Source organism: Rhizobium sp. 10N414 (assembly GCF_056394785.1).
In genome coordinates this window covers 321336-347315 of record NZ_JBFTIN010000001.1, presented here as the reverse complement: position 1 = coordinate 347315, position 25980 = coordinate 321336, and the positions used below count along the sequence as shown (strand labels likewise).

Genomic DNA, 25980 nt, shown 5'->3' with positions numbered 1-25980 from the left:
TGAAATGTGCGGAGAGAATAGGGTCAAAGGCGCATGGAAACCAGTCTGGCTTCACCCGCTTGAGGCCATCCTTTGAGAAAAAAACCTTTAAGAACCGAACTTTGCCGGTTGAATTTTTCACGCCGTACGGGTGGCGATAAAGGCTGCCGTACCGGCCAGAATGCCTGCCGCTGTCTTGTTCAGCGCCTGCAGCGCGCGGGGCTGCTTGAGCATGATACGCGCCCGCGACGCCAGCAGCATATAGGGCACCAGAACCACGAGCAGGACGACGAAGGTGGTTGCCAGGAGGGTGCAGTATTCGCGAGGTCCGACGCTGTTGATATTAATCAGCGTCGGCACCAGGGCGACGTAGAAAAGCATGGTCTTGGGGTTGCCGAGCGTGACCAGCAGTCCGGACAGGAAGCTCATGCCGGCACTGCTTGCCTTCTTGGCCGCGATGTCCTGGGGCAGCAGCCCGGCGGTCCATAGCTTGTAGGCGATGTAGCAGAGATAGAGCGCACCGGCGACCTTGATGACGATGAAGACCTCGGCGAAGGTCTGTGCCACGAAGGCGAGCCCGAGGATGACGGCAGTCAGATAGGTCATGTCGCCCAGCACGAGGCCGAGGCCCATGAAAAACGTCTCGCGAAAATTCGAACCGAGCGCGCGCGCGACGATCGCCGTGATGCCCGGTCCCGGAATTGCCGCCGCGATGAACAGCGCCGCAGCGTAAGCTAAAAGGGCGGTGAATGACATGATGTGGACTCCTGCTTCAGCCGCCTTCTACGCCTGCGGCCCGCTCCATTCAAGGAGCGTCGTTCTGTCATCATGCTGCGGTCGCTTGTCGCTATTGACGCTGCCTGTCGCGGTTCTAGTTCCAAGGCGGTGATTATGGCTGGTGGAGCCTGCATCCCCCCACCGCGCCGACACCTGCCACCCGCCGCTCGCCAAAGGAGACACTGATGAGCCCCACTGCCGCCGAAAAGCGCAAAATCGCCCCGCTCGCCACCCCCACCGACCTGAAAAGCAATGCCATTCAGGATATTTCGGCCGCCCTGGCGGCGCTGCTGGCGGATGTCTTTGCGCTCTACATGAAGACCAAGAATTTCCACTGGCACATGTCGGGGCCGCATTTTCGCGACTATCACCTGATGCTCGACGAGCAGGCCGAGCAGATCTTCGCCACCACCGATGCGATCGCCGAGCGCGCCCGCAAAATCGGCGGCACGACACTGCGCTCGATCGGCCATATCGGCCGCCTGCAACGCATCAACGACAACGATGCAGACTACGTCACGCCTGAGGACATGCTGGCGGAACTGCGTGATGACAACAAGCAGCTGGTCTCGCTGTTGCGCGAGACGCACGATGTCTGCTCAGAGCATAATGATTTCGCGACGACAAGCCTGCTGGAGGTCTGGATCGACGAGGCTGAGCGCCGCACCTGGTTCCTGTTCGAAACGACCCGGCAGCAGAAGTAGCCGGTCCTTTAAACCTGAAAGGCTCTAAATCATCAGCCCGCCCGCGTACGCAACAGCTGCGCGGGCGTCCAGCCAAGGTTCATTCCGGCCGCAGCGACCAGAATGACGGCAGCGCCGACGAGCTGCAGCGGCTGCAAGGCGTGTCCGAAGGCCAAACGGTCCACCAGGATCGCCGCAATCGGATAGATGAATGACAGCGCTCCGATCAGATGGATCGGCAGCTTCTGGATCGCGCCATAAAGCAGCACATAGATCAGACCGGTATGCACGACACCCAGGGTAATCAGGATCGACCATGACTGGCCATTTGTGGGCAGCTCAGAAAAATTCACCGTCGGCAGCAACATCAGCACGCCGGTCGCCACCTGGATCAGCGCGATAAGATGCGGCGGCGTTCCTTTGAGCCATTTTGCCGCGATCGCCGCGAGAGCGTAGAAAAAGGCGGCACCGAGCGCCAGCAGGATACCGAGGCCATATCCCTCATGGCCACCCGCCGCGGCCGGCTTGGCCTCGACGATGGCCGCCATGCCGGCAAAGGCCAGCGTCAGCCAAAACAGCTTTGCGGCGGTGATCTTTTCGCCGAGGAACAGGGCGCCCAGCGCAAGCAGCATGAAAGGCTGCGTGTTGTAGACGGTCGTCGCGATCGAAATCGATGCGTGGCCGTAGGATGCAAAGAGCAGCAACCAGTTGAGCACGATGGCCACGCCGCCGAGGACAGCGATGCCTGCCGATTTCAGGCTGATGACGCCCGGTCGCAGCAGCCCTATTGCCGCGCACACGACAAGCAGGCTGATCGCGCCAAAGAGGCAGCGCCAGAACACCACGCCGCTCACCGGCTGGCCGGACATTACCACGAACCAACCGATTGTCCCCGATATCAGCATTGCGGCGGTCATTTGGGTCGTGCCGGCGCGGATTTCGCTCTGCATCACATCTCTCCATCTCGATGGATGAAGACTATTGCGGCAGTGCGCCGCATTATATAGTTTGCATTAGGTTGGTTGCGGCTCTTTCCTATCATTGTGAGGTATAATGTCTGTATCGCCTAATGATAATGTGATCGACGATGTCGACCAGAAGATCCTGGAGGCGTTGGCGGAGAACGCCCGCATCTCGTTGAAGGAACTGGCCCAGGCTGCCGGGCTGTCCTCGCCCAGTGCCGCTGAACGCCTCCGCCGCCTGGAAGAGCGCGGGATCATCGCCGCCTTCACGATCGACATCGACCCGGCCGCGCTTGGATATCCGCTGCAGGCGATCGTGCGCGTTCGGCCGCTGCCCGGGCAATTGCATGTCGTTCAGCGGATCATCCAGGAGACGCCTCAGTTCGTGGAATGCGACAAGGTGACGGGAGATGACTGTTTCATTGCCCGGCTCGTCGTCCGCTCGATGCCGGAGCTCGACACGATCCTCGACAAGGTTGCGGAGAAGGCCGAAACAAGCACCTCGATGGTCAAGGCATCGCCGGTCAAGCGGCGTCTGCCTCCGCTTTCGCGCGAGCGGTAGCTCAGAAGTCGGCCATCGGCGAGAGCATGGCTGGTCGATCGAAGGCGATGGTGCCGGGCGCTCGGATCATCAGACGCGTGTGGCTCTCAAGAGGCTTCGCCTGTCCACTCCAGTCAAGCTTGTCCGGGCAAAACGGCACATCGACGATCTCAGCCTCGACGTCGAGTGCACCAATGATCGTCGCGAGCGACGGGATACTGCCGCCGACGACGTCAAGCAGCATGACATGTCGCGGCGCGTCCATCTTCCATGCAACTGCGGCCCGTTCCCGTTCCAGCCAGCTGATCCTGACGCCAGGATCGAGCTGGGTGTTGATCAGAAACATCGCGGCGCTCTCGCAAACGGCGAGCACGTCCGAGACCGGCTGACGCGTCTTCAAGGCGGCGCTTAACATCTCCAGGTCTGCCGTTTCTCGCGGATTGAGACGCCGGGCCGACCTCTGTGCTTTCGGTATCGTCGGTGCCTTGCCGGAATAAGCGTGCAGCGGCAGCACGCGAAAGCCGTAAGGTCCATAGAGCGCCGGCTTGTCGGTGTAGAGCACGATGGCTTCGAAACCCTTCTCCTCGCACCAGGCGAGCGCCTTTTGGGTCAGGTCGCGATACAACCCGCGCCCACGCCAAGGCGGGCGAACTGCACCGGACTGGAAGGCGGCAGCATTCAGCGGTCGACCGTTGATAACAAGCGGCATTGCAAAGGCCGAAAGATTGGCGGCAAGCAGGCCATCGCCGTCAAACCAGCCGAAGGGCATGCTGCTCGGGTCCGGCCCGCCCATTTGCTGCAACGGGCCGATATCGATAGCGAATGTGTCCTTCAGGAGATCGACCAGTGCCTGCCAGGCCTTGAGGTCGCCGAAATAGTCTCGGCGGAATGTCAGGCCGGAATGATCGATACCCTTGGAGGTCATACGCCGGTCGAGCCGAAGCCACCAGCGCCGCGCGCCGTGGCACTCGCCTCGGAGATTTCGCAGATATGGGCCTGGATTGCCGGCGCAATCACCATCTGCGCGATGCGCATGCCCCTTGTGATCTCAAACGGCTCTTCGCCGAGATTGATCAACAGGACTTTTACCTCGCCGCGATAGTCGCTGTCGATCGTTCCCGGCGTATTGAGGCAGGTGAGGCCGTGCTTGAAGGCAAGGCCGGAGCGCGGGCGTACCTGGCCCTCGAATCCTTCCGGAATTTCGAAGACGAAGCCCGTCGGCACCATCGCACGCTTGCCAGGCTGTAGAATGGTCGGCGCGTCGGCATCAACGGCGGCGCGCAGGTCCATGCCGGCCGCCCCCTTGCTTTCGTAAGTGGGCAGATCGAGGCCCTGGCCATTGGCGAGGCGGATGATGTTGAGCGTCGGGCGCGTATCGGTATGGATTGTCATGGGGCATTAGTTTGCGCCCGATGCGCCAAGGTCAATTGCAATGACGGGCTTTAATCGCTAGATACGCCGCAATTCCACAGGATTCACATCATGGCCGAAAGTCTCGCCGAGGCGGTCTCCCGCCGCCGCACATTCGCTATTATCGCGCACCCGGACGCGGGTAAGACCACGCTCACCGAAAAACTGCTGCTGTTCGGCGGCGCCATCCAGCTTGCCGGCGAAGTCAAGGCAAAGAAGGATCGCATGCAGACGCGCTCCGACTGGATGAAGATCGAGCGTGAGCGCGGCATTTCCGTTGTCACCTCGGTCATGACGTTCGAGTACAAGGACAATGTCTTCAACATTCTCGATACGCCCGGCCACGAAGACTTCGCCGACGACACCTATCGCACGCTGACGGCCGTCGATGCCGCGGTCATGGTGATAGACGCCGCCAAAGGTATCGAGCCGCGGACGCTGAAGCTGTTCGAAGTCTGCCGCATGCGCGACATTCCAATCATCACCTTCATCAACAAGATGGACCGCGAAAGCCGCGACCCGTTCGAAATCCTGGATGAAGTCGAGGAAAAGCTGGCGCTCGATTGCGCGCCGGTGACGTGGCCGATCGGACGGTCGAAGACCTTCTGCGGCTCCTATCACCTCGCAACGAACGAGGTGCGCGGTGCCGACACGCAGGAGATCATGACGAAGGTCACCGATCCCGAGATGGTTGCCCATCGCTTGCCGGAAAACGAGCGCGACGCCTTCGTCGAGGAGACGACGCTGGCGATCGAGGCCTGCAAACCCTTCGACAAGAAGGCCTTCCTCGAAGGCCATCTGACGCCGGTTTTCTTTGGTTCGGCGCTGCGCAATTTCGGCGTTCGCGACCTCATTGACGCGCTCGGCGAGTTTGCGCCGCCGCCGCGCGACCAGGTGGCCGATATCCGCACCGTGCAGGCGACCGACAACAAGATGACCGCCTTCGTCTTCAAGATCCAGGCCAACATGGACCCGAACCATCGCGACCGCATCGCCTTTGCCCGCATCTGCTCCGGCAAGCTCGAGCGCGGCATGAAGGCTCGCCTGTCGCGTACCGGCAAACAGCTCGGTCTCACCGCGCCGCAGTTCTTCTTCGCCTCGCAGCGCCAGCTGGCCGATACGGCCTACGCCGGCGACGTCGTCGGCATTCCCAACCACGGCACGCTGCGCATCGGCGATACGCTGACGGAAGGAGAGTCGCTGGTGTTCCAGGGCGTGCCGAACTTCTCGCCGGAAATCCTGCGCCGCGTACGTCTGGAAGACGCCATGAAGGCGAAGAAGCTCAAGGAAGCGCTGCAACAGATGGCTGAAGAAGGCGTTGTCCAGCTGTTTTCGCCGGAAGATGGTTCGCCGGCTATCGTTGGCGTTGTCGGCGCCCTGCAGCTCGATGTTCTGAAGGAGCGCCTGATGGCCGAATATGGCCTGCCGGTTTCCTTTGAAATGTCGCGCTTTTCCGTCTGCCGCTGGATTTCGGCCGATCAGCCGGCGGAGCTCGAAAAGTTCATCACCGCGCGTCGCGGCGATATCGCGCGGGATCTGGATCATGATCCGGTGTTCCTGGCGCAGGACAGCTTCTCGCTGCGTTACGAGGCCGAGCGCTATCCGGCGATCAAGATGGCCGCCCTCAAGGAATATCACGCCGTCAAGGCGGCGTGATATTGGATTGGATACAACGATCTGCCATGATGCCGTTCCGAAAGGGAGCGGTTCATGGTTCGCGAGAATGAAATCAGGGAAAATGAGGTCGCGGTTGAAGTGCCCCCGGCGACCGACGCTGGCCTAGTGTTCATCGGGCGTATCTCGACGCCCTGGACCTCGCGCATGGAGACACCGCGCCAGGGGCGGCACGACGGTCCGCTCTGCAAAATCGAGATATTCGAGCCTTGGAGACAGGCTCTCAGGGGCGTGGAAGCCTTCGAGCGGCTGGAAATACTTTATTGGCTGGATCGGGCGCGGCGCGATCTTGTTCTGCAAAGCCCCGCCAATAGCGGAAAAGTCCATGGCACGTTTTCGCTTCGCTCGCCGGTGCGGCCAAATCCGATCGGTACCTCGATCGTCAAGCTGGAAGGGGTCGAAGACGGCGTCTTGCTGGTGCGGGGGATGGATTGCCTGGATGGGACTCCGCTTCTCGATCTGAAGCCCGATCGCACGCTGTTCAAGCCGATCGCGCCGCCGCAGCCTGGCGATTTCCAGACCGGCGACGACGTAGCACATTATTGCAGGAAAGCCTGACGGTCAGTCGACGGCGATCATGACATCAGAGGCCTTGATGACCGCATAGGCGTCGCCGCCTGCGGCAAGCCCGAGTTCATCGACCGCTTCGTTGGTGATTGAGGCCGTGACGATGGAGCCGCCGCCGATATCGATCCGGACGTGCGCCGTGGTCGCACCCTTCTTCACCTCGACGATCTTTCCCTTCAAGCGATTGCGTGCACTGATCTGCATCGAAGCCTCCTGTTTTGCGTGCGGAGTGTGGTGGCTGAGGTGTGCTGCTGCAATTTACTCGCCGCGCGGGTAGCGCTGGCTTTCCTCCAGTACGTTCAGATCCATGTGGTTGCGCATGTAACGCTCTGACGCCTTCTGCAGTGGCTGGTAGTCCCAAGGGTAGTACGCCCCATTCCGCAACGCTTCGTAGACCACCCAGCGGCGTGCCTGGCTTTCGCGCACGGCGGCATCGAAATTCTGCAGGTTCCAGCGTTTCTCGGCCAGGGCTGTGAGCTTCGCCAGGACGTCGGCATACCCGGTATCGCCGGCGAGGTTGATCAGCTCTTTCGGGTCCGCCTCCAGATCAAATAGCATCGGCGGGTCCTTGTCGCAGAGCGTCAGCTTGAAGCGGCCATCCCGCAGGCAGACGAGCGGCGCTTCCGATCCTTCCGCGGCATACTCCATGGGCACCGGGCCACGACCGCCAGTGCCTGTCGCAAGTGGCGTCAGGTCCTCGCCATCCGTCCATGGCGCCAGCTTGGCAATGTCGATGCCCGCCAGTGCCGCCAGCGTCGGGGTCACATCAAGCGTCGAGACAGGCTGCCGGATAGAGGCCGGTGTCCAGCCCAGCGCCGCGATCGTCAGAGGCACCCGCGATGAACCGTCGAAAAAGCACATCTTGAACCAGAGGCCGCGGTCGCCAAGCATGTCGCCGTGGTCGGAAACGAACAGAACGATCGTATTGTCCGCCATCCGCCCGCGCTCGAGCACGTCAAGGATCTCGCCGATCTTGTCGTCGATGTAGGAGATACTGGCGAAGTAGCCCTGTCGCGCGCGCCGGATCTGTTCCGGCGTGATGTCGAAGGCATCATAGTCACAGGCTTTCAACAGACGCTGCGAGTGCGGATCCTGCTCGTCGAACGGAATTGTGCCGACCTCAGGATCCAGCGCTGGGGAATTCTCGTAGAGGTCCCAGTACTTGCGGCGCGCGACATAGGGGTCGTGCGGATGCGTGAAGCTTACCGTCAGGCACCAGGGGCGGTCGTCGTGACGGCGCGAGAGGTCGTAGAGCTTGCGGGTCGCGTTGTAGGCGACCTCGTCATCATACTCCATTTGATTGGTGATTTCTGCAACGCCGGCGCCCGTCACCGAGCCGAGATTGTGGTACCACCAGTCGATGCGCTCGCCGGGCTTGGTGTAGTCAGGCGTCCAGCCGAAATCGGCGGGATAGATGTCGGTCGTCAGACGTTCCTCGAAGCCATGCAGCTGGTCGGGGCCGACGAAATGCATCTTTCCCGACAGGGCGGTATGATAGCCCGCCGCCCGCAGGTGGTGCGCGAAGGTCGGGATATCGGACGCAAACTCGGCGGCATTGTCATAAACGCGAGTCCGACTCGGCAACTGCCCGGACATGAAGGACGCCCGTGCCGGGGCGCAAAGCGGACTTGCCGTATAGGTGTTGGCGAAGCGCACCGAACGCTCTGCCAGGGCCTTCAGATGAGGCGCGTGAAGGAAATCAGCCGGTCCGTCTGGAAACAGCGTGCCATTGAACTGATCGACCATCAGAATGAGAATATTCGGGCGCGCCATGCGTATCGTCCTTCATTTGCGAGAGCGGGAACTTAGCCGTGTCTGCGGAGGTCTTCTGGTTGGCATCGACTGCTTAGAGTTCGAGAGTCCCTCACGTTTGCCATCTGTTTGATTTATTGATTATCAATATCGCATGACCTGTGAAGTAGGCATTTTTTGACGTCTCCTCTAAGGAATTTTTATGGAAAGCCGTCGTCTCGATCTTGGGTGGATGCGCATCTTCGCGGAAATTGGCAAGACTGGGAGCCTGTCGGCGGCGGCAAGTGTTCTTGGCCTGACTCAGCCGGCCGCGAGCTATCAGATCCGTCGTTTGGAGGAGCAACTCGGCGTCAGCCTGTTGAAGCGGCAGCATCGGGGAGTGGAGTTGACGCCGGAAGGCCAGCGTCTCCTCGATGTCGTGGCAAAGTGTGTCAGCGACATCGATGAACTGGCGCGGCGATTCCGCAACGAAGCAGATCGGCCGATCATCCGGCTGCGCACGGATTATGCGTTTTCCGCGCTATGGCTGATTCCGCGCATGCATGCGTTCCGCGCCCTTTACCCGAACGTCGATATTCAGATTGTCGCGACGCAAAGAGTGCAGCGCGACCGCTCTGATGACGGAGACGTTGCCGTTGTCTTTGGTACGCGCGCGGAGTTCGAGCGCCAGGCCGTTCTGCTCTTGCCGGAAAGGGTCACGCCCGTCTGTACGAAGGGCTTCCTTGATCGCCATGGCGCTATCGTCACGCCGGCTGACCTTGCCCGCGCACGCCTGATCCATCTCGATGCGCCGGAGCCTTCGCCTTGGTTCGATTGGCGGCGGTACTTCGCGCAACTCGGGGTCAGTCGCAATCCTAACGCGGGGCAGGGCGATCTGAGCTTCAACACATACTCTCTGGTCGTGCAGGCCGCTATCGGTGAGCAGGGCGTTGCCATCGGATGGATGGGCCTCGTCGACCCGCTGCTCGCGTCGGGGATGCTGAGAACCGCAGGCCCGACGCTGGAGGCGCCGGACCGGGGTTACTGGCTGTTGCCGCCGCGAACACGCGACGCTCAAAGCGATCTGCTCACGGCATGGCTTATGGCAGAGGCGGGAATCGTCTGAACTCGCGCTCAGGCAGCGAGGTCATTGAGGAAGTCGTCGCACCAGCGCGACACGTCGTGCTCAAGCAGATAGTCCATCATCCGCTGCCAGCGCTCGCGGCGCTCTTCCATCGGCATGTTCAGGGCGCGCGCCAGCGCGTTGGCCGTTCCTTCGATATCATAGGGATTGACCAGCAGCGCGCCGCTCTTCAATTCGCGCGCCGCGCCTGCAAAGCGGGAGAGCACCAGAACGCCTGGATCTTCCGGGTCCTGCGCTGCGACATATTCCTTTGCCACGAGGTTCATGCCGTCGCGAAGCGGCGTGACCAGTCCGACTTTGGCGAGCCGATAGAGACCGGCGAGGATTGGGCGGCTGACGGAGCGGTTGATATAGCGGACCGGCACCCAGTCCACGGTTCCCAAGGCACCGTTGACGCGGCCTGCCTGCTCCGCGACGGTGCGTTGCATCTGTTCGTATTCCGGCACCTCCGAGCGGGACTTCGGGGTGATCTGGAGATAGGTGACCTTGCGCTGGTGGGCCGGATTGTTGACGACGAAGCGCTCGAAGGCATCCAGCCGCTGCGTGATGCCCTTGGAGTAATCCAGCCGATCGACGCCGATGATCAGGTCGCGGTCCTTGATGCTCTGCCGCGCCCTCTGCACCATGTGATGGCTGCCGGCCCTCTTGGCGAACTCGGCAAAGGCTGCCGTCTCGATGCTGATGCCGTAGGCTCCGCCCTTGAAGACCTTACCATTCGCCGTGAAGCGGCCGTCGCCGATGGCATCACCCATATCCTCGCGGCGAAGGCAACCGGCGAAGTTCTCCAGATCGTGGTCCGTCTGGAAGCCGACAAGATCGTAGGCCGCAAGTCCGTGCATGATCTCCTCGTGAACCGGCATGGTGTAGAGCACATCGGCGGGCGGCCAGGGAATGTGCAGGAAAAAGCCGATGCGGTTCTTGAAGCCCATCTGCCGCAATTCCGCGGCCAGCGGAATCAGATGGTAGTCATGTACCCAGATGATGTCGTCAGGCTTGAGCAACGGCGCAAGCCGATGCGCGAAGAAGCGATTGACGCGGAAATATCCCGCCATCTCCTTGCGGCCGTATTCCGCAAGGTCCAGCCGATAGTGACAGATCGGCCAAAGCACGCGATTGGCGAAGCCGAAGTAGTATTCCTCGACGTCCTTGCCGGTGAGATCGGTCAGCGCATAGGTGATCTTGCCTTCCTCCGTCAGGGAGAGCGGGCCGGGCTCGTTGTTTTCGCTCGACTTGCCGGACCAACCCATCCAGATACCGCCGCGTTCTTCCAGCGCCGCCTTCAGCGCCACCGCCAGTCCGCCGGCCGAGGCTGCGCCCTCCTTCACGGGAGCTGGCACGCGATTGGAAACGATGACGAGACGGGACACGAAAATTCCTTTCCTGGGAGGGCAGCACCTGGTGCTTGGGATCAAACGGCGAACTGCGCGATCAGTTCCCGCACCGCCGACGCCGAAGGCAGCGTCAAGGCGGCGGTGGTGTCGGAGGGCGAGCCGACCCGAACGGAGAGGCCGCCCTGGCGATTGGCGACACGGAACATCGCCTCATCCGTGACGTCGTCACCGATGGTGATCGGACGCCTGCCGGCAAATGGCGGCATCGAAAGAAACGCCTCTATGGCCTGACCTTTGTCGGCGCTGGCCGGTCGGATTTCGAGAACCATCTTGCCGCGCTGCAAGGTCCAGTCGGGCCCTACCTTGGACAGCATCGCCTCCATGATCGGCTCCACCTCTGTCTGCCTTTGCGGCACAAGGCGATAGTGAGCGGCAACGGCGGCGCCTTTGTCTTCCACGATGACGCCGTCCAGGCTTTCAGCCGCCCTGCGAAGATCCGCTTTCATCGCTTCGAATGCGGCAGTGGTCTCGGCCTTTGCGACGCTGCCATCAGGTCGGCGCAGTTCGGCGCCGTGTAAGCCGGCGATCGGAAAACGAAATGGCGCAAACAGCGCGTCGGCATAGGCAAGCGCTCGCCCTGTTACCAAGGCAAGCGCACCGCCAAGCCTTCGCGAGACCGCGTCAAGCGCCGCCGGCAAAGACGGCGGCACGACAATCGCGTCCGGCATCCCGGCCAGGTCAAGCACCGTCCCATCGATATCGAGAAAAAGAGCGCAGTCTTGAGGGGAGGACGAAAGGGCGCTCAGCAATTCCGTCTGCCCCGAGGCCGGTTGCGGCATCGTGGCAGGAAATGGCTTACTGGGGTATGACATGGTGACTTACCTATGTCGGCATCGGCCGAAGGCAACCCATTTTGGCGTAAAACGCGAGAAAATCTCAGGTTTTCGCGTTGGATACCCAGTTCATTCAGCCGGCATTGCAGCGGAACGTCCGGCGAAGAAGGCCCTGGCCCCGGCGGTGAAGGCAGCGCGCTGGTCGGCCCGCGTATAGAACATGTGGCCGCCACGATAAACCTTCAGTGCCACGCGCTCGCCGGCAAGCGACGCCGGCAGGTGGTCGACAACATAGCGGCTCACCCCATAGGGCGTCACGAGATCACTATAGCCATGGGCGATCAGCAGGCGGAATTTCGGATTGGAGGCGAGAAGCTGGCGGATATCGTCGGTAACGCTCGCCTGCCGCATGGAACCGCCGCCACGCCCGCCCCATTCCCACTTGCGATTGATATCGCTGTCGAGCAGCGAATAGGTCATCTCGGTCTTGAATCCGAGTTCACTGCGCGCATAGTCGGCGAAGGCCCCGCCATAGGCGCGGGTGAAGCCGTCGAGGATGGCGTCGTCGCCGCGATCGGAGTCTGATTCCGGATAAGGATCGGGCGTCGAGAACGCCGCGTCGTAAGGGCTGACAACGCGCCCGTCCTGCCCTTCTGATTGCTTGGCGTAAGCATTTCCGAGGAAGCCACGGTTCTTCTCAACGACATCTGAGGGGATCCCGGTCATGCCGGCAATTTTCTCGTAAAAGGCCTTAGCGGCTTCGCCTGTTGGCGTCGGGCCGGCGAGTGTCGTGAGATAGTCGCCAAGCGCAAATTTCTCCGCATCGCGCTGCTGCCCTTCATCGAAAGCGTTGCGTCTGTCCATGTGCGCTGCTGCAAGCGAGGGGAATTCGAGTGCCGCGCCGAGCGCAAACTGATCAGCATTGAACATCAGTTGCCCCTCGAGCAGTGGCGAAAGCATGATCGCGCCCGAGACGATAATGCCCTGGCTGTCCTTCAGGGCGCCGGCCACCTTGGCGGCGCGAAAGCCGCCATAGCTCTCGCCGAGAAGATACTTGGGCGAACCGGATCGATTGTTGTGAGTGACATAAAGAGCGATCGCCTTCGCGATGCTCTCTGCGTCGGAATTGACGTTGTAGTATTTGGAGGCGTCGTCGGCCTTGGCGGTCCGGCTCCAGCCAGTTCCGATCGGATCGATGAAAACAAGATCAGTAAAGTCGAGCCAGGTGTGCGGGTTGTCGACCAACTTCGCGTCGGCCCCATCGTCGCCTTTCGGGCCGAAGTCCAGGATACGCGGCCCCATCAGGCCGAGATGCAGGAATGCCGACGCCGCACCGGGGCCGCCATTGAAGGCAAAGGTCAGCGGGCGGTCGGGGGCGCCGTTCTTGGCGATATAGGCCGTGTAGAATATTGCGCCTGATTTGGTGCCGTCTTGCGCGAAGAGATCAAGCGTTCCGGCCGTGGCCACATAGTCGAGCGTCCGGTCGCCGATCTTCAGTGTGTGTTGGGTGACCGAGTCCTCCGGCAGCAGCTTCAGTACGCCGTCGCTCGATGAGGCCCGTGTGGCAGGTTCGCCTCGACCCTCCTGCGACACGGCGGGTGCGAGTGGCGCCAGCAAGGCTGTTGCAAGCAGGATGGCGGATAGGAAACGCAAAACTTGACCTCTGACGGAAGCGGTATTGGAGGCGTAACCTAAACATCGCCGTCTGGCGGGAGAAATCAACAGATGGTGAGGGGGCGTTAGTCCATTTTTGCGATCGTCTGCGCATTCACATATTCCGCGCGGCCGGCGTTCCAGCCGTTGATCGCAGCCCCCGCGCCAAGCGCGACGAAAAGCACGGCCGACCACGCAAAGCTGCCGGTCCAGCCGCGGATGAGCCCGACGACCAGCGGGCCAATCGCCGCAAGCAGGTAGCCCACGCATTGCGCCATGCCGGAAAGATGGGCCGCCACATGCGGATCGCGGGAGCGCAGCACGATTGTCGTCATGGCGACGGCGATCAGGCCGCCCTGGCCGATGCCCTGCAGCACGGCCCAGACCCAGATCGTCGAGAGCGGCGCGAACAGTAGGCCGAGCAAGGCGACGACGGCGACGGCACAGAGCGACGCGTTGATCAGTCGCTGATCCTTGCCCCTCACGGCGATCTGCGGAGCTACAAGGCAAGCCGCGGCCTGAACCATCACCGATACCGAAACGATCGCTCCCGCGGTGAAACCGTCAACGCCGCGCTCGCGCAGGATGGGAACGAGCCAGCCGAATACGCAATAAGCCAGAGCAGACTGCAGGCCCATGAAGAGCGTGACCTGCCATGCCAGCCGGTCTCGCCAGAGTCCTTGGACGGAAAAGCCGCTGCGCTTGACCTGGCTCTTGGTGGACAGCACTTGCGGCAACCAGATGATCCCGACGATCAGCGCGGGCAGCCCCCAGGCGGCCAGTGCGCTGGAGAGCGAGTCGCCGAGAATGTGCTCGAGCGGCAACGTGAAGCCCGCAGCACTTGCCGCGCCCGCGCAGAGCGCCATCGTGTAGAAGCCGGTCATCAGCGCGGCGCGATCGGCAAAGTCACGCTTGACCAAGCCAGGCAGCAGCACGTTGCCGACAGCAATGGAAGCGCCGGCGAGCGCGGTGCCGATAAACAGTAGCGGAATGGATGAAAGGCCCCGGAGCGCTGTCCCGAGGGCCAGCAGGATGAGTACCCCCAGAAGCGTACGCTCTGCTCCGATTCGTTGGGCAAGCCGCGGCGCCACTGGCGAAAAAGCACCGAGGCAGACGACGGGCAGGGTGGTCAGCAAGCTGGCGCCGAGCGACGAAAGGCCGAGTTCCGTCTTGATTTCGGGCAGCAGCGCGGAGGCGCTGGAGAAGACCGGCCGCAGATTGAAGGCGATCAGGACGAGACTAACCCCGAGAAGGAAGCGTGCCGCTGCACTGCTGCCCACTGGGGGTTGTGGTTGGGGAACGCTATCGGCTTCGGCATCGATAAGTTGCTCGTCCGCGAGGTCGTAGACCTCCGCGGAGTCCTGAAGGGGGGTGGTCATGAATGGAGCATCCGGTCGAGAGCGCTGATGATGGGAGCCATGAAGCGGCGAACGGCCGCGTCGGCCTGTTGCGGATCGCCGGTGGCGATCGCGTCGATGATGTCGGCGTGCGCCTGCAGATCAGGCTCGGGAATCTCATTGTCCAAAGTCGCCGCGATCGTTTCGGCGATCGAGGCGGAGAAGAACTGATAGATCTCAACCATCGCGCGGTTGCCGGAAGCCGCAATGACGGCTTGGTGGAAGGCAAGGTCGCGTTCGACGAAGCCGCTTTTGTCGCCGCCTTCGAAATTGCCCCGCTTGGCGAGAAGCGCCCTCAATTCCGCAATGGTTTGCGGAGTTTGTCGTACCGCGGCCAGCCGCGCCGCCTCGACATCGAGTGCACACCGGGCCTCGAAGAGATCACGCAGACCGGCACGACGCGCCATGGTGAGCGGCAGCCTCGTATCGGTGGTAGACAGCACGTAGGTTCCGGAGCCCTGCCTGGTTTCGAGAAGGCCCTGCGACACCAGCACGCGGACGGCTTCCCGTATGGTGCCGCGGCTGACGGAGAGCATGGACGACAGCGTTGCCTCGTTGGGCAGTTTTTCCCCAACGGCCCAACGCTTTCCCAATATCTCGGCGCGGATTGCCTCGATGGCCGTGTCGGCAAGCTTCGTTTTTGCGAGTGGTTGCATCGTCGGTATTCGTAAAGTCATCTGATGACTTTACGAATACGCCAAGATCGTGGGCGTCGTCAATCCTGTGATGTAAAATGAAAAGGGTCGCTCGAGGCGACCCTTTCCATGAGTTCTGGCCTGTAAATGGCCGGACCGTCAAAGCGATCCTAGGAAGGTGGGGCTTAGAGCGAGGGCTGCCTCGCTTTCATCACCACTTCCATGCCTTTTACGAGGTCTGAAATCTCATTAGACATTGGATCACCTTCCTTTCGTTCTGTTGTCGATGGAAAGAAGGTAGGATGATTCGTCCGCGATGCAAGAAAAAACCTCGGCCGAGTCGCTGCCACATCTTCAGGAATGCCCGATTTCATTTCCTCGCTGTCGGGAATACGCCAACGTTTACAATGAAATGTTGTTTCGTTGTGTCGATATACAGATTTAGTGGTAGCGCTTGTGGATAAGCCGGCTCAATGTGCGGCCTTGATGAAGGTGCCGTTCTGCAGTTCTCGCATCGCCTGCATGATCTCCTCTCGCGAGTTCATGACGATCGGCCCATGCCAGGCGACCGGCTCCTCGATTGGCTTGCCCGAAACGAGCAGAAAGCGGATGCCTTCGTCGCCGGCCTGCACGGTCACTTCATCACCGCTGTCGAAGACGACGAGCGTGCGGTTGCTGGACATATCGCGAATGTTCAACTCCTCCCCGTTGACCTCCTTCTCGACGCGGACGCCAAACGGCTTGGAGGCGTCGCGGAACGTGCCGGAGCCTACGAAGATATAGGCAAAGGCGTTGCGATAGGTGTCGACGGGCAGGCGCTTCTTCTTGCCCGGCGGCACCGAGACGTCGAGATAGATCGGTTCGGCAGCTACGCCGTCAACCGGGCCCGCCTTGCCCCAAAAGTCGCCGCAGATAACGCGTACGGCGGTGCCGTCGTCGTCGACCACGACAGGAATGTCGGCGGATTTGACGTCCTGATAGCGTGGCGCCGTCATCTTTAGCGACGAGGGCAGGTTGGCCCACAGCTGGAAGCCGTGCATCCGTCCGGCGAAATCGCCCTTCGGCATTTCCTGGTGCATGATGCCGCTGCCGGCCGTCATCCACTGGATGTCGCCGGCGCCGAGCAGGCCGCGATTGCCGAGGCTGTCGCCGTGCTCGACCGTGCCGGCGAGCACGTACGTGATCGTCTCGATGCCGCGATGCGGATGCCAGGGAAAGCCACGGATGTATTCGGCCGGATTGTCATTGCGGAAATCGTCCATCATAAGGAACGGGTCGGTCATTGACGGATCCCCGAAGCCGAAGACGCGATGCAGCTTCACGCCGGCGCCCTCCATCGTCGGAATTGCGGTGCTCATATGCTTTACGGGACGGATCGACATGGCATCCTCTCGAAGGGTTCAACTTGCCCGGGACTATAGCCGCCTGACCGGCATCCGCGAAATCAGCCTGCCCGGCAACGCACTGTTCACAAAAGAAGATGCGCCATTGCGCAATGTGATCGCGTCCGCCGCCGGAAATTTGTCATCTTCCGCTTGCAAGCCACGAGGCCGTTCAGGTCTTATTAACCATCGGATTCGACAATCACTGTCGCGTTTCGGCATTCTCCCGCCTCAGGGCGGGCTCGGGAGTGGAAAGAGCATGTGTCGCTGGGCAGCCTATCGTGGAGACCCCCTCTATCTGGAGGAACTGGTGTCCTCGCCCGCGCACTCCTTGATCGAGCAGTCGCATTGCGCCACCCGCGCCAAAACCCCCACCAATGGCGACGGCTTCGGCATCGCCTGGTATGGCGACCGGCTGGAGCCAGGGCGCTACCGCGATACCTTGCCGGCTTGGTCCGACTGCAACCTGAAGAGCCTTGCGCGGCAGATCCGGTCGCCGTTGTTCTTGGCGCATGTGCGGGCCGCCACCGGCGGCGGCACGCGGCGCGACAACTGCCATCCCTTCACCTTCGGCAACTGGTCCTTCATGCACAACGGCCAGATCTCAGGCTTCGAACGGCTGCGCCGTCCCATGGAGGCCATGCTAGACGATGAGCTTTTCAACGCGCGCGGCGGGACCACCGATTCCGAACTGATGTTCCTGCTCGCCCTGCAGTTTGGCCTGCGCCAGACGCCGATGGCAGCCATGGCGGAGATGATACGCTTCGTAGAGGGCCTTGCCGAAAACGTCCTGGGTTCAGTCTTGGTGCGCTACACGGCCGCCTTTTCCGATGGCAAGTTACTCTATGCGATCCGTTATGCGACCGACCGCAAGGCGCCGACGCTCTACGCGTCTCCTGTCGGCAGGGGCTATTGCCTGGTGTCCGAGCCGCTCAACGACGATGTCGATGCCTGGGCGGAGATCCCGGATGGCAGTGCCGTTACGCTTGCCGACATTGGCCTCGATATCGCACCGTTTCGTCCGGCGCTGGCCGTGGCAAAGACCGCCCCGGTTGCGATTACTGCTTGAGCCGTTCAGCGATCATCGCCGCGAGCTTCGTCGCAACCTCTTCCTTCGCAAGGTCTGGCCACTGTTCGATGCCGCTGTGAGCGACGATCTTCACCCTGTTGCGAACGCCGCCCATGATGCCGGTTGCGGGCGAAACGTCGTTGGCGACGATGATGTCAGCCCCCTTGCGTTCGAGTTTCGCCATGGCGTTGCTCTCGACATCCTGGGTCTCCGCCGCAAAGCCGATCACCAGCTTCGGCCGCAGCGTGTGATGACCGACGGTCTTCAGAATATCGGGATTTTCAGTCAGCGCGAGCGTCGGGATGGATTCGCCCGGATGCTTCTTGATCTTCTGGTCGGCGGCCGAGGCAACACGCCAGTCGGCGACGGCCGCAACCATCACCGCGACATCGACGGGAAGCGCGGCGAGAACGGCGTCGCGCATCTGGTCTGCGCGCTCGACGTGAATGACCTTCACACCCATGGGATCAGGGACCGAGACTGGCCCGGAAACGAGTGTCACATCAGCCCCAAGGGCGGAGAGGGCGGCGGCAATCGCGTGCCCCTGACGGCCGGAAGAGCGATTGGCGATGTAGCGCACAGGGTCGATCGGCTCATGAGTCGGCCCCGAGGTGACGATCGCCTTGCGGCCGGTAAGCGGCCTCGGTCCATCGTTGAGCAGCGCTTCCGCGGCCGCGACGATCTCGAGCGGCTCAGCCATCCGGCCGACGCCCGCTTCGCGGCTCTCCGCCATCTCGCCTGACATCGGTCCGATAAAACGGATATGGTCGCCGCGCAGGGTCTCGACGTTGCGCTTGGTTGCCGGATGCGCCCACATGTGCGGGTTCATGGCGGGGGCGGCGAGTACCGGACGGTCGGTCGCAAGCAGCACCGTCGAGGCAAGGTCGTCCGCAAGCCCATTCGCCATCTTGGCGAGCAGGTCCGCCGTCGCCGGCGCAATCAGCACGAGGTCGCAATCGCGCGCCAGCCGGATATGGCCGACATCCTGCTCGTCCTGGCGGGAGAAAAGATCGGTGAACACATGATCGGCGGCGAGCGCGCCGACGGCAAGCGGCGTCACGAATTCCTGCGCCCCCGTCGTCATCAGCGGTCGCACGGACGCACCCCGCTCTCTGAGCCGTCGGATCAAGTCCAGGCTTTTATAGGCCGCGATCCCGCCTGAAATGATGAGGAGGATGCGTTTGCCGCTGAGAACCATGGCTTTTCCCATCGATTATCTGATTGCATCAAACCCTAAGCCTTTGGGGAATAATAAGCAATCGGCACCGGAAGCGCGTTGGTCGCAGTGACAATGCTGCCCTCTTGTGGCATGGAGCGAAGCATGGGGACCATGCGAAGCATCTTGCGGGATCGGGTATCGGCCAGCGCCGTCGCGCTGCTGGTCGCCTGTCTATTCCTGATCCAAGGACTGCTGAGCGGCACTGTGCAGGGTTCCATGGCGGCGTCCCCCGTCGATCCCTTCGCAATCATCTGCTCTTCAAGCGGACACGGTTCCATCGACGATGCCGGACATGGCAACTTGCCGGCCAAGAAGGCGCCCGAGTGCCCGTGCGGCACGCTCTGCCGTCTGGCATCGGCTGCCATGCCGGCAGTTCTCGCCGCGCAGGCGGCGGTCTTTTACGTCGCAGTCGAAACTGCAATCGACGCAGCGATCCGAACCGATGCTGACGTTTTGCCCGCTTTACGCGGGCGGATCGCTGAACCGCGAGCACCTCCCATTACCGCCTGACGTCATCGCTCGACCTCGCGCGCGTCACGCCGAGGTTCGATTTTCCTACGTTGGGAGTCCTCCATGTCCGATCTTACCATCGGTCGCGAGAGCGTCAGCGCCTCCGCGCGCTCCGCCTCCGACCTCTATCGCGCCGTCTGGCGCTGGCATTTTTACGCAGGCCTTCTTGTCCTGCCCTTCATGATCACGCTGGCGATCACCGGCGGCCTCTACCTGTTCAAGGATGAGATTGACGCGGTGATCCATTCCGAACTCAAGCGCGTCGAAGTGCAGCAAGGCGCAAACCGCGCGGCACCTTCCACGATGGTGGCTGCTGCCCTTGCTGTTTACCCCGGAATTGCAGTCAAGTTTACCGACCCTGCCACGCCCGATGCCTCTGCCGAAGTCACCATCGGCACCGAGGCGGAAGGCAAACTTGCCGTCTACGTCAATCCGTATACCGATAAGGTGCTGGGCGCGTTGCCGGATCGCGGCACTGTCATGTGGACGATCCGCTACCTCCACAGCCTCAAATATTTCGGCAACTACGCGCGTATGCTGATCGAGATCGCCGCCGGATGGTCGATCCTGTTGGTTGCCACCGGCGTCTACCTCTGGTGGCCACGCCTACAGACAGGCGGTGTTCTCTCCGTTCGCGGCACCCCTAAGCGGAGGGTCTTCTGGCGGGACACTCATGCGGTCACCGGTATCTTCGTCGGCTTCTTCATCGTCTTCCTGGCCATCACAGGCATGCCTTGGTCGGGGGTCTGGGGCGGCAAGGTCAACGAATGGGCCAATGGCAACAACTTCGGCTATCCCGCGGGCGTGCGGGTTGCCGTACCTATGTCCGACGAGCATCTCGACCACGTCGCCAAGACATCCTGGTCGCTGGAGCAGGCGCAAGTACCGCACTCGTCAGGGCACGCCCATCATGCACAGGCGATTGGCCTCGATGACGCCGTAGCCACCTTTGATCGTCTTGGCCTGCATCGGGGTTACGCCGTCAACATACCAACCACAGCGGATGGGGTGTTTACCGGATCGGTCTATCCCGACGATCTTTCCAAGCAGCGGGTCGTCCATCTCGACCAATATTCCGGGACGCCGCTGATCGACATGAGCTATGCCGACTACGGTCCGCTCGGCAAATCGCTCGAATGGGGCATCAACACTCATCTCGGTCAGCAGTTCGGGCTTGCGAACCAACTGGTGCTGCTTGCCGCTTGCGCGGCGATCATCCTGCTTGCGGTTTCGGCGGCCGTCATGTGGTGGAAGCGACGCCCAGCGGGCTCGCTCGGCGTCCCGCCGATGCCTGCTGACAAGCGTGTTGTCCGCGGCCTGATCGCGATGCTCGCTGTTTGCGGAGTGTTCTTCCCGCTCGTTGGCCTGTCGCTGGTCGTCATGCTGGCAGCGGACTGGGTCTATATCAGGAGCAGGACGAAGCGTTCGGCGTAAGTGCGGGCCGCGATCCGGTGCTTCTCCTCCCCGCCGTCGTCCTCATGATGCCGGCTGATGAACACGGAAAGGCCGCGGAGGAGAGGGGTCCGCGGCCTTCTCAGGCATCCTCTGATGGATCTCGGTCCTCAGAGGTTACTCATCCCGCCATCGATAACGAGCTCACTGCCGACGATGTAGGGAGCCTCGTCGGAGGCGAGGAAGATGATGGTTTTGGCGACTTCGCCCGCATCGCCGAACCGGCCGACCGGGATCTGTGCCGCCCTTGCCTTGGTGTCGGTTTCCGACATGCCGAGCTTGCCATAGAGCGGTGTCGCGATGGGCCCGGGGCTGACGGCGTTGACGCGAATGCCGCGGCCGATCAGTTCACCGGAGAGCGTCTTTGCAAGCGTCAGCAGCGCGCCCTTGGTTAGGGCGTAGACGCTCGAATTCGGCATGCCGATATGGGCATTGATCGACGTGTTGAGAACGATCGAAGCCTGCTTCGAAAACAGCGGCAGAAGGGCCTGGATCAGAAAGAAAGGTCCCTTGACGTTGATCGCGACCGACCTGTCGAAGGCTTCCTCGCTCCATTGTTCGAGCGCACCGAACTCCGCCACGCCGGCGTTGACGAAAAGAATGTCGAGATGCCCGAAGCTCTCCTTGATCGCGCCGGCGACGACCTTCTGGCCGGCTGCGTTGCCGGCATCCGCCTGGATGACCAACGCCTTGTCGCCAAATTCGGCACGGGTCGCCGCGACGCTCTTTTCGCTGCTGCCGGTGATGGCAACGCGAGCGCCTTCGGCGATGAATTGACGGGCGGTTTCGAGGCCGATGCCGCTGGTGCCGCCGGTGATCAGGGCTGTCTTGTTCTGTAAGCGTGCCATTGTCGTGAGTTCCTGTGTTCCCGTTGGGCGAGCGCCCGTTGCTGCCTTGGATGATGTGATGAAAATGCCGTCGCGATAATCCGCTCTTTTCCGGAAAGCTTGTCCAGTCAGAGCGGATAGTCGAACGCAGGATCAGGTCCGGGTGATCGATGCGCCACCATCGACCAACGAGGCCGTACCGGTGACGAAGCTCGAGTCGTCGGATGCGAGGTAGAGTACGGAGCGCGCAAGTTCCTCAGGCGCTGCGACACGCTTCAGCGCATGCAGGTTGGTGATGAAGCTCTGCTTGCCCTCAGTGTCGTTCATCTCGCGATACATGTCGGTATCGACCGCACCCGGCAGAACCGCGTTTACGCGCACGTTCTTCGGGCCGAATTCGGCGGCGAGCGCCTGCGTCAGGCCAATAAGGCCGGATTTGCTGGCGGCATAAGCGGCAACGCCGGGAAAGGCGAAGCTGTAGCCGACGAAAGTCGAGGTGAAGATGACGGAGCCGCCGCCATCCTTTTCCATCTGCGCGATCTGATGCTTGGCAGCCAGGAAGGAGGCCGTCAGGTTGATCGTCAGCGCTTCGGTGAAACCGGCCTCGGAAACACCGGTGCTCGGGCCGGCTTCGCCAAGGATGCCGGCATTGTTGAAGGCAATGTCGAGCTTACCGTAGCGCTCGACGGCGGTGGCGACCAGCGCCTTGTGATAGTCTTCCGAGCGGACGTCGCCGGCAACAGCAACGGCATATCCGCCGGCTGCCTTGATCTCTGCGACCAGGCTTTCGAGTTCAGCCTGGCGGCGGGCGCCGACGACGACCTTGGCGCCTTCGGCCGCAAAGAGCTTTGCCGTTGCGCGACCGATGCCGGCACTTGCGCCAGTGACGATGGCGACTTTTCCATTCAAGCGGTTCATTGTTGCATCTCCAGTATGGGGGTTGGGATGGCAATTGCCGTCCCTTTCGATGGGCAGAAGATGGCATTTTCTTTTCGTTCGGATTAGCCTCCAAATGGTGGAACTCGAATTCGGATTTGCCGAACGATGATCAGGGTTGAGGGAATAACGTCCTTCGTGGCGATCGTGGAATCCGGCTCGGTCAGCGAGGCTGCCCGACGCCTGCGCCTATCGAAGTCTGTCGTCAGCGAGAGGCTTGCGGAGCTTGAAAAGTCGCTTGGCGGTGTGCTTCTGCATCGCACCACGCGAAAACTCACTTTGACAGAAGACGGCACGGCCTTTCTGGAGCGCGCGACGCGGATCGTTCAGGAAATCGAGGAAGCCACCGCCGAGATGGCGGTGCGCCGAGGCACGTTGTCCGGCCCGCTGCGCATTGCCGCCCCCGTTACCTTCGGGCGCATGCATCTTGGCCCCGCGCTATACCCGTTTCTGGCCGCGCATCCGGAAATCCGACTGGTGCTCGACATCGACGACCGCCGCGTTGATGTCTCCTCGGAAGGGTATGATGCCGTGGTCCGGCACGGTCCGATCGTCGACTCCCGGTTGGTCGTGTGGAAACTCAGTCGCAGCCGTCGGCTTTTGGTCGCGTCACCGGATTATCTCAGCCGCCATGGTGTGCCGAAGACCCTTGCCGATCTCGATGGCCATAAAGGCATCTTCTACACCAACCGGGGCGTTGCGGACTGGCGGTTCCAGACGCCGGATGGAGCCATCGTCGTGCGGGCAAGCCAGGCCGTCGGCATGAACAATGGAGACATGATCCGCGATGCCGCGGCTGCGGGTCTCGGTATCGCGCTTCTGCCAGCCTTCATTGCCGGGCCTGCGATCAGTGCGGGACAGCTCCAGGAGATCGATGTCGGCTACAGGCCGGAAGCCGAGTTCATCTACATGGCGCATCCGGAGGGGCGCAATCCGTCCGCCAAGCTGCGCGCTGTCGCCGACCACCTGCGCAAGACCTTCGGCGATCCGCCCTATTGGGATCCTGCCGGCTGATCAGACGAGGCTCATCATGTTTGCGGCGACGCGCGACCGCTGCGCCTTCAGCATCGCAAGCCCGAGACGCGCCACCAGCGGCGGCCCCTCGATCTGGCGATAGGCGACCCCGTCGAGTGTCAGGTGGGCAATCGAGGCTGGCACAATCGATACGCCGAGATCGGCGGCGACCAGATTGACGACGGATGGGATCTGCGGCGCCTCCTGCGTCACGACAAGCTCGAAACCGGCATCGCGGCAGCCACGCACGATATCATCATAGAGACTGAGGCCAACCGTCCGCGGAAACAGAATGAACGGCTCGCCGGCAAGTGCCGACACGGGCACCTTCTCGTATTTCGCAAGCGGGTGGTGCGCCGGCAAGGCAATCAGCATCGGCTCATCCGCCAAGCGTTTCAGCGTGACGTTCTTCGGATCCTCCAGGCCGGGCCTGATGAAGGCAACGTCGATTTCCTCACGCAGCAGTTTCTCCATCAGCCAGGTGCTGTTCATCTCGGTCAAGGAGAGGCTCACCTCTGGCCACTGCCCGCGAAAGCGACGGATCGTGCCGCTGACCGCCGTGTTGAAGGCTGAGGACGCCGTGAAGCCGAGCGCCAGCCGACCGGTCTCGCCTCGGGTGGCGCGCTGGGCGGCGAGCTTCGCCTTCTCGGCGGCCGCGATGGCAGCGCGACCCTCCGGCAAAAAGGCGCTCCCCGCCTCCGTCAGTTCCGCGCCATGTGGGACGCGATGAAACAGTGCCGCCCCAATCTCGTTTTCAAGATCGCGGATCTGTTGGCTGAGTGGCGGCTGGCCGATGCCGAGTTTTGCTGCGGCGCGGGTGAAATTTCCCTCTTCGGCGACGGCGAGAAAATAGCGGATATGGCGCAACTCCATCGATATCTCCAAAAGCTATGAAGAATGGTATTTTCATATATTGGACAAATGGCCTGCTGCTGGCTAGATCAAAAGGCGTGAAAGGTTGGTACCCCCAATGCAACGCGCCGCAAACAGCTCGCCAGACGCCTCCGAAACCCATCCCCGTCCGAATCTCCACCTCGTGCGAACGACGGCGGAAATGCAGGAAAAGCAGTTCTTGCTGCGCGGCACGTCACCTTATCGACGTGCCAGCCTCGCCCTCTTCCTTTCCGGCTTTGCTACCTTCTCGCTGCTCTATTGCGTGCAGCCACTGATGCCGATCTTTGCCGCGGACTTCGGCGTGAGCCCGGCCGCGAGCTCTCTGTCGTTATCTCTGTCGACCGGCTTTCTCGCCTTCGCGATCTTCTGTGCCGCTGCCGTCTCCGAAAGCTTCGGCCGCCGCATCCTGATGTTCGCCTCGCTGCTCGGGGCTGCCCTTTGCACGATCGCCTGCGCCCTCGTGTCGAGCTGGCACGCGCTGCTCGTCATCCGCGCGCTTGAAGGGCTGCTGCTTGGCGGCGTGCCGGCCGTGGCGATGGCCTATCTCTCGGAAGAGATCGATCCCCGCGGTCTTGGCGCCTCGATGGGTCTTTACATCGCCGGTAATGCTTTTGGCGGCATGGCAGGCCGCGTCGTCACCGGCACATTGGCTGAGTTCTTCTCATGGCGCATTGCATTGGGTTCGCTTGGCGTGCTCGGCCTTGCCGCGGCAATCGGCTTCTTCCTGCTGCTGCCCGCGTCGCGCAATTTTGCGCCGCGCAAGGGTTTCGATGTCCGCTTTCACGTGAGGGCCTGGGTTGGCCATATAGGTAACCCGGCGCTGCCATTGCTCTTCGCCATCGGCTTTCTCGCCATGGGCAGCTTCGTCACCGTCTACAACTACATCGGTTTCCGCCTCGTTCAGCCGCCATACAATCTCAACCAGACGGAACTCGGCCTGATCTTCACGGTCTATCTGTTCGGTATCGCCGCATCCTGGATCGCCGGCCTGCTTGGAGATCGCATCGGCCATTTCATCGTGCTGCCGGCCGGCATTGCGATTGCGGCGGTCGGCGTCGCGGTCACGCTGTCATCCTCGCTGCCGCTGATCGTCTTTGGCATCGTGTTGCTGACATCGGGCTTCTTCGTCGCCCACTCGGTGGCGAGCGCCCTCGTTGGTCGCCTTGCCCGCGGCACCAAGGGGCACGCGTCCGCGCTCTATCTGTTGTCCTACTACATCGGCTCCAGTGTTGCCGGTTCGGTCGGTGGCTATTTCTGGGGTGCCGATGGCTGGAACGCCGTCGTTGCCTTCACGCTGTCGCTGCTGGCGCTTGGCATGGTCGCGGCGCTCACCGCCGCCAAGCTGGCGAAGCGGTAATCT

Annotated in this window: 26 protein-coding genes; 10 read left to right on the top strand and 16 right to left on the bottom strand. The window is 61.9% G+C overall.

Annotated features, from left to right (window positions below; translation table 11 throughout):
* Positions 1–117: 117 nt before the first annotated feature.
* Positions 118–735 carry a LysE family translocator gene (locus tag AC1DE4_RS01720; RefSeq protein WP_477879621.1) on the bottom strand — a complete coding sequence of 206 codons (618 nt, stop codon included), beginning with the start codon at positions 733–735 and terminating at the stop codon, positions 118–120.
* Positions 736–941: 206 nt separating this feature from the next.
* Here AC1DE4_RS01720 and AC1DE4_RS01715 point away from each other — a divergent pair, with 206 nt between their 5' ends.
* A complete protein-coding gene (locus tag AC1DE4_RS01715; RefSeq protein WP_018116816.1) occupies positions 942–1460 on the top strand; it encodes a Dps family protein in 519 nt (172 codons plus the stop codon).
* Positions 1461–1492: 32 nt separating this feature from the next.
* On the opposite strand, the gene AC1DE4_RS01710 is transcribed toward AC1DE4_RS01715, so the two are convergent.
* Entirely contained in the window at positions 1493–2389 is an 897-nt protein-coding gene (locus tag AC1DE4_RS01710) for a DMT family transporter (RefSeq protein ID WP_025658656.1), read from the bottom strand.
* A gap of 103 nt (positions 2390–2492) precedes the next feature.
* On the opposite strand from AC1DE4_RS01710, the gene AC1DE4_RS01705 reads away from it, so the two are divergent.
* Entirely contained in the window at positions 2493–2963 is a 471-nt protein-coding gene (locus AC1DE4_RS01705) for an Lrp/AsnC family transcriptional regulator (RefSeq protein WP_025658657.1), read from the top strand.
* 1 nt (position 2964) lies between these two features.
* Here AC1DE4_RS01705 and AC1DE4_RS01700 read toward each other — a convergent pair whose 3' ends face one another.
* Both AC1DE4_RS01700 and dut read right to left on the bottom strand, forming a co-directional pair.
* Entirely contained in the window at positions 2965–3867 is a 903-nt protein-coding gene (locus AC1DE4_RS01700) for a GNAT family N-acetyltransferase (RefSeq protein WP_477879619.1), read from the bottom strand.
* Positions 3864–4334 carry a dUTP diphosphatase gene (dut, locus tag AC1DE4_RS01695; protein WP_025658659.1) on the bottom strand — a complete coding sequence of 157 codons (471 nt, stop codon included), beginning with the start codon at positions 4332–4334 and terminating at the stop codon, positions 3864–3866. Before dut ends, AC1DE4_RS01700 begins: the two co-directional genes overlap by 4 nt.
* A 90-nt stretch (positions 4335–4424) precedes the next feature.
* On the opposite strand from dut, the gene AC1DE4_RS01690 reads away from it, so the two are divergent.
* Together AC1DE4_RS01690 and tsaA are read left to right on the top strand one after the other, a co-directional pair.
* On the top strand, positions 4425–6008 hold the full coding sequence (locus AC1DE4_RS01690) for a peptide chain release factor 3 (RefSeq protein ID WP_018116811.1): 1584 nt from the start codon (positions 4425–4427) through the stop codon (positions 6006–6008).
* Between the two features lie 54 nt (positions 6009–6062).
* The gene (tsaA, locus tag AC1DE4_RS01685; RefSeq protein WP_025658660.1) at positions 6063–6584 is read left to right on the top strand and encodes a tRNA (N6-threonylcarbamoyladenosine(37)-N6)-methyltransferase TrmO; all 522 of its coding nucleotides are present in this window, start codon (positions 6063–6065) and stop codon (positions 6582–6584) included.
* A gap of 3 nt (positions 6585–6587) precedes the next feature.
* Here the strand turns inward: tsaA and AC1DE4_RS01680 are convergent, their stop codons facing one another.
* Both AC1DE4_RS01680 and betC read right to left on the bottom strand, forming a co-directional pair.
* Entirely contained in the window at positions 6588–6797 is a 210-nt protein-coding gene (locus AC1DE4_RS01680; protein WP_018855162.1) for a TOBE domain-containing protein, read from the bottom strand.
* A 54-nt stretch (positions 6798–6851) separates the two neighbouring features.
* Positions 6852–8366 (bottom strand): choline-sulfatase, encoded by a 1515-nt coding sequence (betC, locus tag AC1DE4_RS01675; protein ID WP_025658661.1) that lies wholly within the window; start codon positions 8364–8366, stop codon positions 6852–6854.
* Positions 8367–8547: 181 nt separating this feature from the next.
* Here betC and AC1DE4_RS01670 point away from each other — a divergent pair, with 181 nt between their 5' ends.
* Complete coding sequence (locus AC1DE4_RS01670; RefSeq protein WP_025658662.1) at positions 8548–9450, top strand: choline sulfate utilization transcriptional regulator; 903 nt, start codon at positions 8548–8550, stop codon at positions 9448–9450.
* Positions 9451–9458: 8 nt separating this feature from the next.
* Here the strand turns inward: AC1DE4_RS01670 and otsA are convergent, their stop codons facing one another.
* The 6 genes from otsA to AC1DE4_RS01640 all read right to left on the bottom strand — a co-directional run bounded on the left by otsA (position 9459) and on the right by AC1DE4_RS01640 (position 16699).
* A complete protein-coding gene (otsA, locus tag AC1DE4_RS01665; RefSeq protein ID WP_018116806.1) occupies positions 9459–10835 on the bottom strand; it encodes an alpha,alpha-trehalose-phosphate synthase (UDP-forming) in 1377 nt (458 codons plus the stop codon).
* Positions 10836–10876: 41 nt separating this feature from the next.
* Positions 10877–11671, bottom strand: coding sequence for a trehalose-phosphatase (gene otsB, locus AC1DE4_RS01660; RefSeq protein WP_025658663.1), 795 nt, complete (start codon positions 11669–11671; stop codon positions 10877–10879).
* A gap of 90 nt (positions 11672–11761) precedes the next feature.
* On the bottom strand, positions 11762–13285 hold the full coding sequence (locus AC1DE4_RS01655; protein ID WP_025658664.1) for a S10 family peptidase: 1524 nt from the start codon (positions 13283–13285) through the stop codon (positions 11762–11764).
* A gap of 86 nt (positions 13286–13371) precedes the next feature.
* Complete coding sequence (locus tag AC1DE4_RS01650) at positions 13372–14664, bottom strand: CynX/NimT family MFS transporter (protein ID WP_025658665.1); 1293 nt, start codon at positions 14662–14664, stop codon at positions 13372–13374.
* Positions 14661–15338 (bottom strand): FadR/GntR family transcriptional regulator, encoded by a 678-nt coding sequence (locus AC1DE4_RS01645; protein WP_018116802.1) that lies wholly within the window; start codon positions 15336–15338, stop codon positions 14661–14663. The genes AC1DE4_RS01650 and AC1DE4_RS01645 overlap by 4 nt, the downstream gene beginning before the upstream one ends.
* 449 nt (positions 15339–15787) lie before the next feature.
* Positions 15788–16699 carry a pirin family protein gene (locus tag AC1DE4_RS01640; protein WP_477879614.1) on the bottom strand — a complete coding sequence of 304 codons (912 nt, stop codon included), beginning with the start codon at positions 16697–16699 and terminating at the stop codon, positions 15788–15790.
* 259 nt (positions 16700–16958) lie between these two features.
* Here AC1DE4_RS01640 and AC1DE4_RS01635 point away from each other — a divergent pair, with 259 nt between their 5' ends.
* Complete coding sequence (locus AC1DE4_RS01635; RefSeq protein ID WP_025658667.1) at positions 16959–17768, top strand: class II glutamine amidotransferase; 810 nt, start codon at positions 16959–16961, stop codon at positions 17766–17768.
* On the opposite strand, the gene coaBC is transcribed toward AC1DE4_RS01635, so the two are convergent.
* Complete coding sequence (coaBC, locus tag AC1DE4_RS01630; RefSeq protein WP_018855154.1) at positions 17758–18966, bottom strand: bifunctional phosphopantothenoylcysteine decarboxylase/phosphopantothenate--cysteine ligase CoaBC; 1209 nt, start codon at positions 18964–18966, stop codon at positions 17758–17760. The two genes, AC1DE4_RS01635 and coaBC, sit on opposite strands and share 11 nt — an antisense overlap.
* A 123-nt stretch (positions 18967–19089) precedes the next feature.
* On the opposite strand from coaBC, the gene AC1DE4_RS01625 reads away from it, so the two are divergent.
* Both AC1DE4_RS01625 and AC1DE4_RS01620 read left to right on the top strand, forming a co-directional pair.
* Entirely contained in the window at positions 19090–19497 is a 408-nt protein-coding gene (locus AC1DE4_RS01625; protein WP_477879612.1) for a hypothetical protein, read from the top strand.
* Positions 19498–19560: 63 nt separating this feature from the next.
* Positions 19561–20931: a PepSY-associated TM helix domain-containing protein gene (locus AC1DE4_RS01620; RefSeq protein ID WP_477879610.1), complete on the top strand. Its 1371-nt coding sequence runs from the start codon at positions 19561–19563 to the stop codon at positions 20929–20931.
* Positions 20932–21059: 128 nt separating this feature from the next.
* Here AC1DE4_RS01620 and AC1DE4_RS01615 read toward each other — a convergent pair whose 3' ends face one another.
* A complete protein-coding gene (locus tag AC1DE4_RS01615; protein WP_477879608.1) occupies positions 21060–21797 on the bottom strand; it encodes an SDR family oxidoreductase in 738 nt (245 codons plus the stop codon).
* Positions 21798–21929: 132 nt separating this feature from the next.
* Positions 21930–22694 carry an SDR family oxidoreductase gene (locus AC1DE4_RS01610; protein ID WP_018855150.1) on the bottom strand — a complete coding sequence of 255 codons (765 nt, stop codon included), beginning with the start codon at positions 22692–22694 and terminating at the stop codon, positions 21930–21932.
* Positions 22695–22820: 126 nt separating this feature from the next.
* Between AC1DE4_RS01610 and AC1DE4_RS01605 the strand changes: the two genes are divergently transcribed.
* Positions 22821–23726: a LysR family transcriptional regulator gene (locus tag AC1DE4_RS01605; protein WP_113470547.1), complete on the top strand. Its 906-nt coding sequence runs from the start codon at positions 22821–22823 to the stop codon at positions 23724–23726.
* On the opposite strand, the gene AC1DE4_RS01600 is transcribed toward AC1DE4_RS01605, so the two are convergent.
* Positions 23727–24599: a LysR family transcriptional regulator gene (locus tag AC1DE4_RS01600; RefSeq protein ID WP_477879603.1), complete on the bottom strand. Its 873-nt coding sequence runs from the start codon at positions 24597–24599 to the stop codon at positions 23727–23729. It lies immediately after the preceding gene.
* 97 nt (positions 24600–24696) lie between these two features.
* Here AC1DE4_RS01600 and AC1DE4_RS01595 point away from each other — a divergent pair, with 97 nt between their 5' ends.
* Positions 24697–25977: an MFS transporter gene (locus AC1DE4_RS01595; RefSeq protein ID WP_477879601.1), complete on the top strand. Its 1281-nt coding sequence runs from the start codon at positions 24697–24699 to the stop codon at positions 25975–25977.
* The last annotated feature ends 3 nt before the right edge of the window (positions 25978–25980 follow it).

Excerpts from the sequence above, each read along its gene's own strand:
- AC1DE4_RS01720 (WP_477879621.1), bottom strand. The coding sequence starts at position 735 with ATGTCATTCACCGCCCTTTTAGCTTACGCTGCGGCGCTGTTCATCGCG.
- AC1DE4_RS01715 (WP_018116816.1), top strand. The coding sequence starts at position 942 with ATGAGCCCCACTGCCGCCGAAAAGCGCAAAATCGCCCCGCTCGCCACC.
- AC1DE4_RS01710 (WP_025658656.1), bottom strand. The coding sequence starts at position 2,389 with ATGCAGAGCGAAATCCGCGCCGGCACGACCCAAATGACCGCCGCAATG.
- AC1DE4_RS01705 (WP_025658657.1), top strand. The coding sequence starts at position 2,493 with ATGTCTGTATCGCCTAATGATAATGTGATCGACGATGTCGACCAGAAG.
- AC1DE4_RS01700 (WP_477879619.1), bottom strand. The coding sequence starts at position 3,867 with ATGACCTCCAAGGGTATCGATCATTCCGGCCTGACATTCCGCCGAGAC.
- dut (WP_025658659.1), bottom strand. The coding sequence starts at position 4,334 with ATGACAATCCATACCGATACGCGCCCGACGCTCAACATCATCCGCCTC.
- AC1DE4_RS01690 (WP_018116811.1), top strand. The coding sequence starts at position 4,425 with ATGGCCGAAAGTCTCGCCGAGGCGGTCTCCCGCCGCCGCACATTCGCT.
- tsaA (WP_025658660.1), top strand. The coding sequence starts at position 6,063 with ATGGTTCGCGAGAATGAAATCAGGGAAAATGAGGTCGCGGTTGAAGTG.
- AC1DE4_RS01680 (WP_018855162.1), bottom strand. The coding sequence starts at position 6,797 with ATGCAGATCAGTGCACGCAATCGCTTGAAGGGAAAGATCGTCGAGGTG.
- betC (WP_025658661.1), bottom strand. The coding sequence starts at position 8,366 with ATGGCGCGCCCGAATATTCTCATTCTGATGGTCGATCAGTTCAATGGC.
- AC1DE4_RS01670 (WP_025658662.1), top strand. The coding sequence starts at position 8,548 with ATGGAAAGCCGTCGTCTCGATCTTGGGTGGATGCGCATCTTCGCGGAA.
- otsB (WP_025658663.1), bottom strand. The coding sequence starts at position 11,671 with ATGTCATACCCCAGTAAGCCATTTCCTGCCACGATGCCGCAACCGGCC.
- AC1DE4_RS01650 (WP_025658665.1), bottom strand. The coding sequence starts at position 14,664 with ATGACCACCCCCCTTCAGGACTCCGCGGAGGTCTACGACCTCGCGGAC.
- AC1DE4_RS01645 (WP_018116802.1), bottom strand. The coding sequence starts at position 15,338 with ATGCAACCACTCGCAAAAACGAAGCTTGCCGACACGGCCATCGAGGCA.
- AC1DE4_RS01640 (WP_477879614.1), bottom strand. The coding sequence starts at position 16,699 with ATGTCGATCCGTCCCGTAAAGCATATGAGCACCGCAATTCCGACGATG.
- AC1DE4_RS01635 (WP_025658667.1), top strand. The coding sequence starts at position 16,959 with ATGTGTCGCTGGGCAGCCTATCGTGGAGACCCCCTCTATCTGGAGGAA.
- coaBC (WP_018855154.1), bottom strand. The coding sequence starts at position 18,966 with ATGGTTCTCAGCGGCAAACGCATCCTCCTCATCATTTCAGGCGGGATC.
- AC1DE4_RS01625 (WP_477879612.1), top strand. The coding sequence starts at position 19,090 with ATGGGGACCATGCGAAGCATCTTGCGGGATCGGGTATCGGCCAGCGCC.
- AC1DE4_RS01620 (WP_477879610.1), top strand. The coding sequence starts at position 19,561 with ATGTCCGATCTTACCATCGGTCGCGAGAGCGTCAGCGCCTCCGCGCGC.
- AC1DE4_RS01615 (WP_477879608.1), bottom strand. The coding sequence starts at position 21,797 with ATGGCACGCTTACAGAACAAGACAGCCCTGATCACCGGCGGCACCAGC.
- AC1DE4_RS01610 (WP_018855150.1), bottom strand. The coding sequence starts at position 22,694 with ATGAACCGCTTGAATGGAAAAGTCGCCATCGTCACTGGCGCAAGTGCC.
- AC1DE4_RS01605 (WP_113470547.1), top strand. The coding sequence starts at position 22,821 with ATGATCAGGGTTGAGGGAATAACGTCCTTCGTGGCGATCGTGGAATCC.
- AC1DE4_RS01600 (WP_477879603.1), bottom strand. The coding sequence starts at position 24,599 with ATGGAGTTGCGCCATATCCGCTATTTTCTCGCCGTCGCCGAAGAGGGA.
- AC1DE4_RS01595 (WP_477879601.1), top strand. The coding sequence starts at position 24,697 with ATGCAACGCGCCGCAAACAGCTCGCCAGACGCCTCCGAAACCCATCCC.